Here is a 14,123-nt window from a genome sequence, read left to right on the forward strand (position 1 = left end):
GGTTGTTCAGCAAGCTCACTGTTCAGATTTGAAGTCAAAAAGTGCAATTAAACCAATGATTCTTGGATTCGTAATTCGCAATTCGTAATTCGGAACTCGGAATTCTTTTAAGGTTTTTAACAGTTTGGCTTCCATGGTAACTGCTTCAACTGAAAATGATGTGTAAATTTGCTCCATGAGTCATACAACGATCGCTCGAGATAAAATCAGACAATTTTCATCATTTTCCCAAGCATTTGGGAAACAATCAACATTCGGGCAATTTCTTACAGCACCATTGAATTCCATTTCGGATTTGCAAGTGCAAGCACAAAAAAAGAAGGTCATTTATTCTTCTGAAACACGTCAAAACCTGGTGCAGGTCTGGAACAGACAAATCGGTTCTTACGCGTCGAAAAGTCAATTGGAAAACCTGAAATCTTTGGAAAGCGAAAATACGTTTACCATTACCACGGGACATCAATTGACACTTTTTGCCGGACCGCTTTATCTTATCTATAAAGTATTGCATGTGGTTCGTCTGGCAGAAGATTTTAATCAGAGTCAAAAGGATTTCAAAGCGGTTCCTGTTTTTTGGATGGCTTCCGAGGACCATGATTTTGATGAAGTTAAATCGACTCATCTGTTCAATCAGAAGTTGACGTGGGAATCCGCACAAACCGGTCCGGTTGGTCGATTCAAGATGGATGACTTCCAGGAAGTCTTGTCTTCCTTTAAATCGTTCTTCGAAGGAAAAGAGACTGAAATCAATGAATTGATTGCCATTTCGGAAAAAGCGGATTATGCTTCATACCAGCAGGAATTCATCAGTAAACTGTTCTCAGAATTCGGAGTTTTGGTCCTTCAACCGGATAATCGCGATTTGAAACGTGAATTTGTTCCGGTTGTTCTAAGAGAGATTTCAAGTGACCTGGCGAATCATGCTGTTCAGAATACGAATAAACTGATCGAATCTGCCGGATATAAACCGCAGGCACATGCAAGGGATTGCAATTTGTTCTATTTGAAAGCAGGAGAACGTTTACGTATCGAGCCTGTGGCAAATGGATTGGCTGTTGATGGACAAGTTTATTCCATAGAAGAATTGAGCAGGTTGGTTCAGGAAGAACCGGAGAATTTTTCGCCCAATGTGATCTTGCGACCCGTTTATCAGGAAACCATTTTACCGAATCTGGTTTATGTTGGTGGTGGTGGAGAAATGGCGTATTGGATTCAATTGAAAGGCGTATTTGAGGTGCATCACACCTTGTTTCCTTTGATCCAGCAGCGCGTATCCGTGCAGTTGGTGGATGGAGCATTGAAGAAACGAATGGATAAGTTGAATTGGTCCGGAGAACGCTATTTTGAGTCGAAGGATGATTTGAAGAAGTTATTCCTGAAAGAAAATGATGGGGATGACTTGGATCTTTCTACCCTTTATTCGGAGTTTGAGACTTTGCGTACAACGATGATTGAAAAAGCGAAATCCATTGAAGCGACCCTGGAATCTTTTGCGGAGGCAGAAAGTGTCCGTATGAAAAAGCAATTGGAGTCGTTTGAACAACGTTTGGTGAAGCAACTGAAACAACGCCACGAGCAGGTACTTCAATCCATCGATTTTATTTCAGAACGGATCATCCCGGAAAACACTTTGCAAGAACGTCATTTTCATTGGTTGCAATTTGCGCCGAGCGGGGCATATCAGGAGCTTTTAAACCAGATTCATCAGGAAATCGATCCGTTTGAAGCGGAGTTGATCGTGGTTGATTTGGCTAAATAAGCTCACGCAGATTTCGCGGATTTCGCAGATTTTTATTGGAAGAATAGGTTGAATTAGATTGCCAAACTATGATTTATACTTCGATCAAATATTTGAGAATGGGCTTTGTTGTAAGTAGGATTACTATTACTATTGCTTGCTATATCTGTTTTTCTTCCGTATTATGGCAGTTGCAAATGGAATTCGGACGAATCTGGAACTGTTTCGGTTTTAATTTTTGGATATTCATCCAGAGTGTTTTGGATGCATTTTGTATTTACGATAGCTTCCTTTGTTTCCGGTTATTTCTATCATGATATAGTCAATAAAGCATTGTTGTATACTTTTTCATCTATGCTATTATTATATCTGTTTTTCACTTGGGATCCTCCAAGCTGGGGTGCCACACCATGTGGTAGAAGTAGCGAAATAGGAAGGGATCTTTCAGTTTTCGGATCCTGTCTTATAATACTTGGTACATTCATTTCTATTTACAGAGAAACAGAATAATTAAATCTGTGTTCCTCTGTGCTCATGCGCCAACGCTGAAGCTTGGGCGTAAGCGTTCCGTGGGAAACTTAAAAAAAGCGTGCTTGTTCCAACGAAATAGAAACATTTACACTAATTTCGTTTTTTCAACGTTTAAGCGAACATGCGAAACCGATTTCTAGCAGTATTTCTTCTTGTTTTTATGCCTTTGACCGCCCTTTGGTCTCAAGTTCAGGTAACCGGAAGTGTACTGGATAACCGCAAAATAGCATTACCGAATGTAATGGTTCGCTTCATTCTTGGAACAGATACCATTTCTACACGAACAGATGTCAATGGTCATTTTAACGTGCAGCTTACTCCCAATAAATATGGGATGATTGCTCAGTATGATGCGGAAAATGACTTCCGGAAGAATGTTCAGATCCCTGACGTAAATTCATTTGTTTTGGATCCGATTCTTTTTGATTTTGGAATCATTGATGGGGTGGTGATTAATAAGAGTAAAGACTACGAAGACGGCTTGGTAAAACTTCCGAAAATTGATTTGCAGAAACAAATTTTCAATGATGTCGGTCGTACATTGGTACTCACGGCTCCTGGTTTTAATTCAAATAACGAATTGACTTCCAATTACAATGTTCGTGGAGGGAATTATGATGAGAACCTGGTTTATGTCAACGGATATTTGATTAATCGTCCATTTTTGACCCGTTCAGGTCAGCAGGAAGGATTAAATTTTATCAATACAGCTTTAGTTGAAGATATTTATTTTTCTTCGGGTGGTTTTCAGTCTATGTATGGCGATAAGTTGAGTTCTGTTCTAGACATTCGATACAAGCGCCCGGATTCACTTCGTATTTCTGCTATGGCTTCATTACTTGGTGTGGAGGCTCATGTGGAAGATAAGATTGGAAAACACGATCGTTTTCGGTACTTGTTTGGTGCAAGGTATCGTGCCAACGGATATTTATTGAATTCACTTCCGACAAAAGGAAATTACAATCCCGTATTCTGGGATGCACAAGCTCTAACAAGCTACACCATTAACGAGCATTGGACTTGGACGACGCTTGCTCATGTATCCTCCAATACCTATCAATTTGCACCACAAACCAGTCAAACGGATTTTGGAACGGCGAATCAGGCTTATGCTTTCAATATTTATTTTGAAGGACAGGAAAAGACCAAGTTTTTGACATCGACCGTTGGAACATCCTTGAATTATACCTCGAAAAAATATGAGGGGAAAACATTTTTCACCTACTTCCGAAGTGATGAGCGCGAAAATTTCGACATCCTGGGCGAGTATTTTATCAATGAGTTGGAAACTGACCCGTCCAAAGAAAATTATGGAGATTCGATCGCTGTTCTTGGTGTCGGAGGGTTCTTAAATCATGCCCGGAACAAATTGAAAGCGGATATCATCAGTGTTTATCACGATGGAACGGTCAATTTCAACCCGAAGAATGAAAATGCGAAACATCAATTAAAGGTTGGTGCAGGAATTCAGATCGATCATTTCAATGATGTCCTGAGTGAATGGAAATATGTTGATTCTGCCGGTTATTCCCAGGTAGATGAACCAACGGAAAAAGTTGATTTATACGAAACGATCAAAAGTAAACTCGAATTGGATAATCAGCATTACAATGCCTACGTCCAGGATCATTGGGAATGGAAGAAGATTCGCAAGAATATTCCTGTTTCAAAGAAATTCACCTATAAGGATTCTCTGGGAATTACTCATGAGTATCACAAAAGAGACACCATTGCAGAATCAAAATCCGGATTGAGCCTGGATTATGGTTTAAGGGGAACTTACACCACTTTCAATAGCGATGGATTCATCACACCACGATTGACATTGACTTATTTTCCTGTAAAGTATGTTTACCAAAACGGGAAGTTTGTTCGAAGAGGAGTTCGGTATCGTTTTTCTTCCGGATTGTATTACCAACCGCCATTTTACAGGGAGTTCAGAACATTTGACGGACAGATCAATAAGAACGTGAAATCCCAAAAATCCGCTCACTTTGTATTGGGAATGGATTACAGTTTCTTTATGTGGAAGCGCGAATCCCCTTTCAAATTTTCTGCAGAAGCTTACTACAAGTATTTGTGGGACGTAAACCCTTACGAGGTAGATAATGTACGCACACGCTATTTTGCTAATAACGATGCTGTGGCTTATGCAGCAGGATTGGATTTGAATCTGAATGGTGAATTTGTTCCGGGATTGATGTCTTTCTTCAAACTCGGATTCCTTTCTACGAAAGAAGATATCAAGGACGATTATTATTACAATTACTATAACGCAGCTGGTGAAAAGATCATTTTCGGTTACAGCGAGGATCAGAATATTGTTGATTCGGCGCGCGTAAATCCGGGATACATCCGCAGACCAACGGATCAGCATGTTACGGTGGGAGTATTGTTCCAGGATCACATGCCGGGATTGCAACAGTTGACTTGTCAGGTTGGAATTACTTATGGTTCACGTTTGCCTTATGGTCCGCCGGATCACTCACGTTACAAGGATACCTTGACGATGAAAGCTTACTTTCGGGTGGATATGGGAATGTCTTATGATATTTTGTACCGTAAACCTGGTAAAACGCGCAATTTCCTCAAGAAGATGGAAAGTGCCATCATTTCCTTTGAGGTATTTAACCTCTTGGGTGTGAATAATGTACTTTCGAAACAATGGGTTCAGGATGTTTCCGGAAAGTATTACTCCATCCCGAATTACTTGACTCAACGCCGGTTCAACGTGAAACTGATAGTCAGGATCTAGCTCATGGCAATCTCAGCACATCAGATCCTTTCTGAGATTTCTTTCAAGACTAGTAGGAGTGGAGGAAAAGGTGGTCAAAATGTCAATAAGGTTTCTTCGAAAGTTGAGCTGAACTGGAACATCCAAACTTCATCACTTATTTCTGAGGAGCAACGTGAGATCTTATTGAATAAACTATCTCATAAGCTTACAAAAGAAGGAGTGCTTCAAATTATCTCGCAAGCAGACCGCTCACAATTGGGTAACAAACAATTGGTTTTGGAAAAACTGGATGAATTGCTTGCATATGCATTCAAGATTGTCAAGAATCGGAAGGAAACCAAAGTTCCGAGAGGAGTGAGAGAACGTCGTCTTTTGGTAAAGAAGAAACGGGCTGAGATTAAGAAGTTGAGGGGGCGAGTGGATTAGAAATTTTCAACTTTTCCGGTTTAGAAGCACGAACAAAATCCCAAATTCTCAACTCAAAAATATGGATAGATATGTGTCTATTTGATCAGTGGATGCGGGAGGTTAAGACTTTTTGCTTCTTCGGCTTAAACTCAGTTGGCTCCCCAAATTCTCAACTCCAAAATACGCATAGACATGTGTCTATTTAGTTAGGGATAATGCTGGTTTCAGCGAGAAATCAATCTTCCAAAAACCATTTCAAAGCATTAAGCTCATCTTCGCACTCATGGTTTAAGGTCCAGTAATAACTCTCATTAAAAAAATCCCCTTTTATTAAACCGCTGGATTTAAGTATCATTAAATGATGATGGATAGTAGGTTGGCTTAGTTTTAGAACTTCAGCTAAGTACAATCCATTTGTCCTACCTTCAGCAATAATTTTTTTTAGAATAGTTATTCTGGCTGGTACGGATACTGCTCGAGCAACATCGGATTTTCGAATTTGAGTGCGTGGATAAAGTGTGAGTTTGATAGCTCCCATGATGAAATAATTTTACGTTTTCTATTTAAGTTAGTGTAAAACATCATTTCAAACAAGCGATTTACCAAAAAAATATGGATAGACATGTGTCTATTTACTCAGTTGGAGTGGAGTTTCTAGTGGCTAACCTTGCCTTTCGGAAAACCATCTTCGTCACGCACTTCAAATTTTCAAAAATACGCATAGACATGTGTCTATTTGATGAGTGGAAGTGGAAGTGGAAGTGGAAGTGGAAGACGGATCACATCTGCTCCAAAACAGCAATGCGTTTTTCGATTGGAGGATGTGTTGCAAACAAACCGGCAAATCCTGCTCCATCCAATGCTTTATGTTCGATGAACATTTGCTTTACATCTTCGCTTCTCACGTTGGAAACTTCCGAATGACCGGAAATCTTGCGAAGTGCAGAAGCCATGGCTTTCGAATTCCGTGTCATTTGAACCGCTCCGGCATCTGCCAGGTATTCTCTTTTACGAGATAAAGCAAATTTGAAGAGTATGGATAACAAGAGTGCGACAGCTGAAATAGCCAAGGCAATCAAAGCTCCTTTATTATCGTCCTTATCTCTTCTGCCTCCTCCCCAAAGTAAATTGCGTAGTAAGATATCAACAGCAAAAGAAAGGATTCCTACGAAGATGATGGAAACAATCAACAAACGGACATCTTTGTTCCGGATATGCGTCAATTCATGTGCGATTACACCTTCCAGCTCCTCATCGTTCAAGTGTTCGATGATTCCGGTTGTAAGCGTAACGGCATAACTTTTTTCATTGATTCCGCTTGCAAAGGCATTCAATGCAGAAGATTCGATGACAAATAATTGGGGCATTTTCATGCCGACCGACATACATAGGTTTTCTGTCAGGTTATACACCCGCATGTTTTCACGGCGTTCCAACGATTTTGAATTGGAAGCTAATTGAATCATGGAAGAATTGGCAAAGTAAGCAATCAAAAACCAGATCAGCACTCCGCCTATTACAAAAGGAATGGTTACGATGAAGCGTTGATTTACCTGCTCGATATGTTCTTTTCCTCCCATCATAAAGAAGAAAAAAGCATAAACTCCCGCTAAAATAATTAACGGGAATCCAGCCAATATCAAGGTAGATTTTAAATTGTTGCTTCGAATTTGCTCGTGAAGACCAATATAAGCTGCCATTAAAACCGATTAGAATTTAACTTCCGGTGCTTTGTCAAGTGTTTGACGTTGATCAACTCCTAGGTCAAACATTGGTTCTGTTTTGTACCCTTTCGATTTAGCAATCATGTTGCTTGGGAATTGTTCGATTCCGTTGTTGTACTCCTTTGTTGAAGAGTTGAAGAAACGACGTACAGAAGCCAGCTTGTTTTCCAGGTCGCTGATCTCATGTTGTAAATTCATGAAACTTGCGTTTGCTTTCAAATCCGGGTAAGCCTCAATTTGAATGTTCAATCCGTTCATTGCAGAAGTCATTTTGTTTTCTGCTTCGATCTTTTCAGTAATAGTTCCTGCACGAAGATATCCCGAACGAGCTTCCGTAACGCGTGTTAATACTTCACTTTCGTGATTCATGTAGCCTTTAACAGCTCCAAGTAATTGTGGAATTAAGTCGTAACGTTGTTTCAATTGTACATCGATATCCGCAAAAGCGCTTTCGCGATTGTTTTTCAATGAAACAAGGCGGTTATTGATAGATACTAACCAGATGATTAAAATCAATACAACAACTCCAATGATAATACCAGCGATCATGTTTTTTTTAGTTTAAAAGTTAAGCGAATATACCACTAATTTTTGTTCGTGTGCGGCTTTATGAATTCTTAACTAAAAAGAGTGTTTTTCAGAGAGCTAGCAACAATTGTAGAACATCACTACTTTCCCTTTTTTCTTGGAAAAAGCGATGTGTCTGCCATCTTCTGATCCCAATAAATAGTAAAATCCGATTGCCTGTTTATCCGCTTGTATTTCTTCCCAAGTTTCCTTGTCGATGTAATAACTTTGGTCTTCAAAAGTGATGTTTTCTTCAATTGCCGGAGTACTGAATCGATCTTCGGAGAAAAACTCTCGGATGCGTTTTTGGATGAAAGCATCCGTTTCCTTTTTGGAGTTGATGTTTCCTGTGAAATCGTATCCCAACAAGTAATTTGCATCAAATTCTTCCCGTATCAGGTTCTTTCCATCGGAACTGGTAATGGTTAAAAGTACTTTTCCTTTTAGAAGACTTTTCCCGGTGATCACGATGCGGAATTCGTCCTTTTTTGAAGGGTTTGAAAATGCATGCATGATCTTGTTTTCAATCAGGAAATCTGATTTTTCAGGAGTCTCAGAAGATTCTTTTGGCGCTTTTACTTCTTTAATCTCCTTGTCTGTCGAAACTTCTTCGGTTTCTTTCTTTGAAGAATCGCCCCCACAAGAAGAGATTGTCAATGATGTTCCAATCAGTAACGATAGAAGTGTTAATCTTTTCATTTTATCTTGTTTTTAATTTATCCAAAAGGTGATTTCGACTACTGAGCGAAGTATTATTTCTCAATTTGATTCATCCAATCTAAAATTCCGGCTTTCAAGGAAGATTCGATTTTTTGTAAGTCTTCCAGGTTTTCAATGGTGATGATTTTTCTTCCATCCGGATAGTTTTTTCCTTTTAAAAGGGAATCGCTGATTTTCGCCCCGGTGGGGAAGACTAACAAAAATTTCCCGCGATGCAGATTCAAAACTAATAGATCGCGTTTGTATTCCTTTGCGTCAAAGTCTTTCATTTCACCGACATAGAAAAAACTGGCAGAATTCCATTTGATCTGCTCGTGAATTTCCGGATCAATGGCGAGTACTGAATTCCTCAAATAATCAACAAATTCCTGCTCAGTCGAGTCCAGGTTCGAAATGTATTCATCCACCTTCGGATCTTTCATAGTTTAAGGTTTGTGTTTGATATAAATAACTTCTTCTGTTCCGTCTGTAAAACGATTTTCAAGGTAAGTTAAACCAATTTTTTCCAATACGCGAACCGAAGCTAAATTTGTAGGCATAGCTCTTCCAACGATTGTTTTCATGTCGAATTGTTCGAATCCCAACTTCATACAAGCTTCAGCGGCTTCTGAAGCATAACCCTTTCCCCAGAATTTTTTCATCAAGCGGTATCCGATGTCGAATTCGTCCAGTTCCGGAGTGTATTTCAATCCGCACCAACCTAAATATTCGCCCGTTTCTTTGAGGATCATTCCCCAGCGACCGAAACCATAAGTTCGATAAGAAGCGTAGTTTTCCAAAAAGGTTTTGGCTTCCTCGACACTTTGAAATGGATCATCCCCCGTATAGCGAAGCACTTCCGGGTCGAGATTGAGGATATAAGCTGCCTCTGCATCTTCGGGAGTCATCTCGCGTAAATAGAGGCGTGGTGTTTCGAGGATTTTCATTTTTTTAAACTCAAATTGAACGTTTTTAACTTTCGGGCTTACAATAGAATCACCAAGATATCGTTAAATTTTTAGGATGAAAACAAAAACACCAATCAAAATTTTGACCTTGACCTTGTTTGTAGCATTGATTTCCGGGTTTACTCTTTACCAAGGTGGTTATCTTTTTTCCAATGAAAACAAGGTGAAGTACATTTTAGATCCGAATGGAGGAACGGCTAGTGAATTGAAATCAGTTTCTAGGGAAAAGTATGGATTAAGTACTTTCCAAAAACTAAAGCTGTCTGGTGGGTTTGATCCGAAAAATTTTGATACAATGTACATCGAACCTCCCGGAAATGATCGTTTCATCAGTAGTTCCAAATCGATGATTATCAAATTTAAGGCTCCTCAAACTGATTTGGTTTCATCATTTCTCAAAACCCAATTAAAACATCAACTGAAAAAGAAATAATATGTGGTTGTTGGAATTGTTTTTTGCGACTGGAATTAGCTTTTTGTTTTTGGTCTTCGTCTTTGTCCCTATGGAGCGCGTATTTCCTGCAAAGAAAAATCAAGCTTTTTTCCGAAAACAGTGGTTTCTGGATTTGTGTTTTTTCTTTGGGCAATACCTGGTTTGGAATAGCCTGGTGATTTGGATTCTCTACCACTTGAATGAATTTATCCAGCAGCAACTTTCTATTTCGTATTTGCAATTGGTTCATCAGCAACCTATTTGGCTGCAAGGTCTGGAGGTTCTTGTTTTAAGTGATCTCTTGATTTATTGGGGACACAGGTTCCAACATAAAGTGGATTTCCTTTGGCGTTTTCATAAAGTGCATCACACCGCGGAAACAATGGATTGGTTGGCTGCACACAGGGAACATCCGATTGATTCGATTTATACAGTCGGAATTATTAATCTGCCGGCATTCTTATTGGGATTCGACCTGGAAGCAATTGTCATGATTGCTGTCTTCAGAGGAATCTGGGCAATTTACATTCACAGTAACGTGCGCTTGAATATTGGTTTTCTGCAAAAGATCATCGGTTCACCGGCATTGCATCATTGGCATCATGATCTGGACCGCGACCGTGGGAATTATGCGAATATCTCACCCTTGATGGACATTCTTTTCGGGACCTATGTTTGCCCGGATCATGAACCGGAACAATTTGGAATCAAGGAAGAGTTTCCACGGAATTATCTCGGACAGTTGGTTGATCCCTTGGTTCCGAAGGTTGTTAAGAAGCAGTTTTTGAGAAAGAAGGCAGGAAGTTAATTGTTTTCACTAGCTATCTCGTTCAAAATTTTCACGTATTGCGGTTTATTAATACTAATCAGAGTGTCTTTTGGGCAATATAAATCGATGCTCATGAGTTCCTTGGTTGTATCCAGAAATGTTTTTTTCCATAGAAAGTGATTCTTATAATTACTTCCGTCACCATAATTGGCAATTGAATAAACCCCGTATTGATTTCGGTAAATCCAGTATCCAACTTTCCTTCCTTCTTTGTCCGTTTTATTTTTAATTCCTTTTTTAGGAATCGGTTCGTCTTTTGGAAAATCGATGTATTTGGATTTGGACCTTATTAAAGGACGTTCGTCAACTACCATGGTTTTAATGGTGTCTGCCATCCCTGCAAGTATAAAATTCATAGTGAAATAGCATTCACACGCAGCGTATGATTCTGAAAGTCCATTTGTTTGGAGGTAAAGAGAATCGTTTTTTAAACTGAAAACTGGTTCTTTTGAATCAAAGGAACAATTGTGTGTAAAACCTATTGAAAAGGTAAGCGTATCTCCCTGAATTTTTTGAGAAATAAGGCGGTTGTGAATGATTTGAAAGTAAACAATCGGATCTTTGCATTGAATGGTTTCAAAATTGACAAGTTTCTGTGCATTTGCAGAAAAGAATTGCAGTAAAAATAGAATCAGGAAAAGGTGTTTCATCAGTATCCTATTTAGTTGTTTGTTCTTCCATGATAGTCTCGTTCAGTATTTCTTCGTATTTCCTTAGATTAACGTTAATCGAATAATGATCTGTTGGCTTTCCTGCTCTTACAGATATAGAGGTCAATTCCCCTTTCTTGTTGAATGATTTAACCCATAAAGGATTGTCATCTTGGTTGGGATCATTTCCATAAAAAACGTTATAATAGTTGCCGTTTTGTCCTTTAATTTTCCAATATCCGACTTTTAATCCATCTTTTGTGAGCTCGTTTTTAAACAGTTCCTTTGGAATGTTTCTTGGCGGAACATCAATATATTTGGACTTTGAAAATCTAAATTCTTGTTGATCAATGAATAGTTTAAATATGGAATCTTGCATTTCAGTTATTGTGAATAACATCGTATAGCAGCAGTCGCAAGCATCATATATTTCTGAAATGTTTTTGAGTTCGATAAAAAGACTATCATTAGTTGACTTAAGGGTTGATTTAAATTGCGCAGCACAATTGGCACTCAGATTGATTTCCAAATAAAGTGTGTCGTAACTGAACCTCTGTGAAGCAATACGTTCTTTAAAAATGACTTCGCCAAAAGCATAACAGGGAAGCAATTGTGATGAGACCAATTTTTGCGAAAAGCAGTTAGTGCAAGCAAGAATCAAGAAGACGCTAAAAATCAATTTCATAATCTGAAAATAAGAAAACCTTCTAAAGATTCAACCATCATTGATTGAGAGGTGCGAATCGTCGCCTTAACGATTATCAAACAATTCGTAATTCGTATCCCGATAATTATCGGGACGGCATTCGTAATTAGGAATTAATCACTCCATCTCAATCCCCATAATACAAACATCATCGATCTGTTCCAATTCCCCTTTCCATTGGAAGAAATTGGATTTAAGGATCTCGATTTGCTGATGGATCTTTTCAGTGGAAATCTGAACCAGAAGATTCTTCAGGTTTTTTGCTTTGAATTTCTTCGATTCCGGTCCGCCGAATTGATCCGCATAACCATCAGTGATTAGATAGATGCGGTCGCCTTTTTGTAATTCCACGGGATGGCTGGTGAAGGGCTGCATGTCGAAATGCTTTCCGATAGGTTGTTTATTGGGTTTGATTTCGACAATTTCGTTGCTTTCTTTTTTCCAGATCCACAGCGGATTATTCGCTCCTGCCCAGGTAATCTCATTGGTGCTTTTGTTCCAGGTACACAAGGAAATGTCCATTCCATCCGAAACATCCTGTTGGTTCTTAGAGAGCTCGTCTACAATGATTTCGCGTGTTTTATCCAGGATTTCTCCCGGTTTTCTGAGTCCGAATTCTTTCACCGAACGGTTTAATGCATTGTGACAGACTACGCTCATCATAGCTCCGGGGACACCGTGTCCGGTACAATCCGCAACTGCGAAAATGATGGAATCCTTTGTTTCTTCCAGCCAGTAAAAATCTCCTGCAACGATGTCTTTGGGTTCGTATAAAACGAAATGGTCCGGAAGAACTTTTGCCCGCAATTGTGCAGATGGAAGAATGGCGGTCTGAATGCGTTTGGCGTAATTGATGGAATCCAGAATCTCGTGATTCTTTTCCTCGACCTGTCGGTTCTTCTCTTCAATGATCACTTTTTGCTTCTTCACCTCATTCCAGCGGCGATATAGGATGAATGAAAAACCAAGGATTAATATCCCTACAACGGCAATTGCCCAATTGATGATGAGAGATTGTTCCTGTTTCTTCTTGTTTTCCAAAGCGGTCTTCAATTGATTCAGGCGTTGTGTTTCACGTTCCTTGTCAAATTGATAGTTCATTTCTTCCTGCGTCTGCTTGCGAATGTTGTTTTCGTCGGCCAGTTCTTTTTCTATTTCATTGAATTTAAAAAGGTATTCGTAAGCCGTTTTAAAATCGCCTCTTTTTTTACCTAATTCGGAAAGGCTTTCATAAACAGATTTGAGTATTTCTTTAGCCCCTAATTTTTTTGCCAACTCTTTTGCTTCAGAAAGGTATTTTTCACCTTCATCCAATTTTCCTGCTTTAACTGCTAAAACCCCTAAGTTTAATTTGGAAGTTGCAACGCCTAAAGTCTGATGCAGTTTTTCACGGATTTCCAACGATTTAAGCTGATAGAATTTTGACTTTTCGAAATCTTTTGTTTCCTGATAGCAAACTCCCAGATTATTGTAATCATCAGCAATTCCAGTACTGTCATTTAATCCAAGATCAATGGACAGGGATTCATGGTAATGATAAATGGCTTTTTCGTATTTCTTCTGGTTCATGAAAACGATTGCCATGTTGTTCACGGATGCAGCAATTCCTTTTTTGAATTTAAGCTCACGTTGGATTCGAAGTGATTCTTTATGGTATTGGAGCGCTTTGTCGTATTGTTTCTGATTGTTATAAATCAGTCCGATATTACTTAAAATGTATGCTTCATTGTTTTTATCCTTGATTCGTTCAGCGATGCGCAAGGCATTAAAGAAATGTGCTAAAGCTTGGGAGTAATCGCCTTTATAATCAAAAGCAATTCCGATGTTGTTGTCGATCAAACTGGCAATGGAATCCTGTTTGTATTTGTGTGCCAATTGAAGTGCTTCATTTCCGTAGCGGATGGCTTTATCATAATCGCCGTAATACCATCCGTAAGCGACGGATTCGTTGAGTAAAAGCAGTTTCTTCTTGATGTTTTTTTCTGCCTTCCCAAGTTTGTAAATGGAATCCATACCACTTGTTTGTCCCCAGGCAGGAACAATCAATAGAATCAAAGTAATAGTGAGCAACTGGTTTTTCACGTCACAATAATACAATTTATACTCATAAGCTTTGTTAAAGAGAATAAAACA

14 protein-coding genes are annotated in these 14,123 nt (G+C 39.1%); 5 read left to right on the forward strand and 9 right to left on the reverse strand.

Going from position 1 to position 14,123, the window contains the following annotated elements; translation table 11 throughout:
• The first annotated feature begins 175 nt into the window (after nucleotides 1-175).
• The 3 genes from bshC to arfB all read left to right on the forward strand — a co-directional run bounded on the left by bshC (nucleotide 176) and on the right by arfB (nucleotide 5,432).
• Nucleotides 176-1,759, forward strand: a complete 1,584-nt coding sequence (gene bshC / locus AAG807_RS13720; RefSeq protein ID WP_341904976.1) for a bacillithiol biosynthesis cysteine-adding enzyme BshC — start codon at nucleotides 176-178, stop codon at nucleotides 1,757-1,759.
• Nucleotides 1,760-2,390: 631 nt separating this feature from the next.
• Nucleotides 2,391-5,024, forward strand: a complete 2,634-nt coding sequence (locus AAG807_RS13725) for a TonB-dependent receptor plug domain-containing protein (protein ID WP_341904978.1) — start codon at nucleotides 2,391-2,393, stop codon at nucleotides 5,022-5,024.
• A gap of 3 nt (nucleotides 5,025-5,027) precedes the next feature.
• Complete coding sequence (gene arfB / locus AAG807_RS13730) at nucleotides 5,028-5,432, forward strand: alternative ribosome rescue aminoacyl-tRNA hydrolase ArfB (protein WP_341904979.1); 405 nt, start codon at nucleotides 5,028-5,030, stop codon at nucleotides 5,430-5,432.
• Nucleotides 5,433-5,649: 217 nt separating this feature from the next.
• Here the strand turns inward: arfB and AAG807_RS13735 are convergent, their stop codons facing one another.
• The 6 genes from AAG807_RS13735 to AAG807_RS13760 all read right to left on the reverse strand — a co-directional run bounded on the left by AAG807_RS13735 (nucleotide 5,650) and on the right by AAG807_RS13760 (nucleotide 9,351).
• A complete protein-coding gene (locus AAG807_RS13735) occupies nucleotides 5,650-5,952 on the reverse strand; it encodes an ArsR family transcriptional regulator (RefSeq protein WP_341904981.1) in 303 nt (100 codons plus the stop codon).
• 241 nt (nucleotides 5,953-6,193) lie between these two features.
• Nucleotides 6,194-7,114: a M48 family metallopeptidase gene (locus tag AAG807_RS13740; protein WP_341904984.1), complete on the reverse strand. Its 921-nt coding sequence runs from the start codon at nucleotides 7,112-7,114 to the stop codon at nucleotides 6,194-6,196.
• 9 nt (nucleotides 7,115-7,123) lie between these two features.
• The gene (locus tag AAG807_RS13745; protein ID WP_341904987.1) at nucleotides 7,124-7,687 is read right to left on the reverse strand and encodes a LemA family protein; all 564 of its coding nucleotides are present in this window, start codon (nucleotides 7,685-7,687) and stop codon (nucleotides 7,124-7,126) included.
• A 96-nt stretch (nucleotides 7,688-7,783) separates the two neighbouring features.
• A complete protein-coding gene (locus AAG807_RS13750) occupies nucleotides 7,784-8,404 on the reverse strand; it encodes a hypothetical protein (RefSeq protein WP_341904990.1) in 621 nt (206 codons plus the stop codon).
• 53 nt (nucleotides 8,405-8,457) lie between these two features.
• The gene (locus AAG807_RS13755; protein WP_341904993.1) at nucleotides 8,458-8,847 is read right to left on the reverse strand and encodes a DUF1801 domain-containing protein; all 390 of its coding nucleotides are present in this window, start codon (nucleotides 8,845-8,847) and stop codon (nucleotides 8,458-8,460) included.
• Between the two features lie 3 nt (nucleotides 8,848-8,850).
• The gene (locus AAG807_RS13760; RefSeq protein WP_341904996.1) at nucleotides 8,851-9,351 is read right to left on the reverse strand and encodes a GNAT family N-acetyltransferase; all 501 of its coding nucleotides are present in this window, start codon (nucleotides 9,349-9,351) and stop codon (nucleotides 8,851-8,853) included.
• A 76-nt stretch (nucleotides 9,352-9,427) separates the two neighbouring features.
• On the opposite strand from AAG807_RS13760, the gene AAG807_RS13765 reads away from it, so the two are divergent.
• Nucleotides 9,428-9,805: a hypothetical protein gene (locus AAG807_RS13765; protein ID WP_341904999.1), complete on the forward strand. Its 378-nt coding sequence runs from the start codon at nucleotides 9,428-9,430 to the stop codon at nucleotides 9,803-9,805.
• Between the two features lies 1 nt (nucleotide 9,806).
• On the forward strand, nucleotides 9,807-10,613 hold the full coding sequence (locus AAG807_RS13770) for a sterol desaturase family protein (protein WP_341905001.1): 807 nt from the start codon (nucleotides 9,807-9,809) through the stop codon (nucleotides 10,611-10,613).
• Here AAG807_RS13770 and AAG807_RS13775 read toward each other — a convergent pair.
• From AAG807_RS13775 to AAG807_RS13785, 3 genes are all read right to left on the reverse strand, one after another.
• Nucleotides 10,610-11,284, reverse strand: coding sequence for a hypothetical protein (locus tag AAG807_RS13775; protein WP_341905003.1), 675 nt, complete (start codon nucleotides 11,282-11,284; stop codon nucleotides 10,610-10,612). The two genes, AAG807_RS13770 and AAG807_RS13775, sit on opposite strands and share 4 nt — an antisense overlap.
• Nucleotides 11,285-11,291: 7 nt before the next feature.
• Nucleotides 11,292-11,969, reverse strand: a complete 678-nt coding sequence (locus AAG807_RS13780) for a hypothetical protein (RefSeq protein WP_341905006.1) — start codon at nucleotides 11,967-11,969, stop codon at nucleotides 11,292-11,294.
• A 138-nt stretch (nucleotides 11,970-12,107) separates the two neighbouring features.
• Complete coding sequence (locus AAG807_RS13785; RefSeq protein WP_341905010.1) at nucleotides 12,108-14,072, reverse strand: tetratricopeptide repeat protein; 1,965 nt, start codon at nucleotides 14,070-14,072, stop codon at nucleotides 12,108-12,110.
• Nucleotides 14,073-14,123: the final 51 nt, after the last annotated feature.

The organism is Fluviicola taffensis DSM 16823 (assembly GCF_943372375.1).
Lineage (GTDB): Bacteria > Bacteroidota > Bacteroidia > Flavobacteriales_D > Crocinitomicaceae > Fluviicola > Fluviicola taffensis_A.

Coding starts and splice junctions, on each gene's coding strand:
- bshC (WP_341904976.1), top strand. CDS start 176: ATGAGTCATACAACGATCGCTCGAGATAAAATCAGACAATTTTCATCA.
- AAG807_RS13725 (WP_341904978.1), top strand. CDS start 2,391: ATGCGAAACCGATTTCTAGCAGTATTTCTTCTTGTTTTTATGCCTTTG.
- arfB (WP_341904979.1), top strand. CDS start 5,028: ATGGCAATCTCAGCACATCAGATCCTTTCTGAGATTTCTTTCAAGACT.
- AAG807_RS13735 (WP_341904981.1), bottom strand. CDS start 5,952: ATGGGAGCTATCAAACTCACACTTTATCCACGCACTCAAATTCGAAAA.
- AAG807_RS13740 (WP_341904984.1), bottom strand. CDS start 7,114: ATGGCAGCTTATATTGGTCTTCACGAGCAAATTCGAAGCAACAATTTA.
- AAG807_RS13745 (WP_341904987.1), bottom strand. CDS start 7,687: ATGATCGCTGGTATTATCATTGGAGTTGTTGTATTGATTTTAATCATC.
- AAG807_RS13750 (WP_341904990.1), bottom strand. CDS start 8,404: ATGAAAAGATTAACACTTCTATCGTTACTGATTGGAACATCATTGACA.
- AAG807_RS13755 (WP_341904993.1), bottom strand. CDS start 8,847: ATGAAAGATCCGAAGGTGGATGAATACATTTCGAACCTGGACTCGACT.
- AAG807_RS13760 (WP_341904996.1), bottom strand. CDS start 9,351: ATGAAAATCCTCGAAACACCACGCCTCTATTTACGCGAGATGACTCCC.
- AAG807_RS13765 (WP_341904999.1), top strand. CDS start 9,428: ATGAAAACAAAAACACCAATCAAAATTTTGACCTTGACCTTGTTTGTA.
- AAG807_RS13770 (WP_341905001.1), top strand. CDS start 9,807: ATGTGGTTGTTGGAATTGTTTTTTGCGACTGGAATTAGCTTTTTGTTT.
- AAG807_RS13775 (WP_341905003.1), bottom strand. CDS start 11,284: ATGAAACACCTTTTCCTGATTCTATTTTTACTGCAATTCTTTTCTGCA.
- AAG807_RS13780 (WP_341905006.1), bottom strand. CDS start 11,969: ATGAAATTGATTTTTAGCGTCTTCTTGATTCTTGCTTGCACTAACTGC.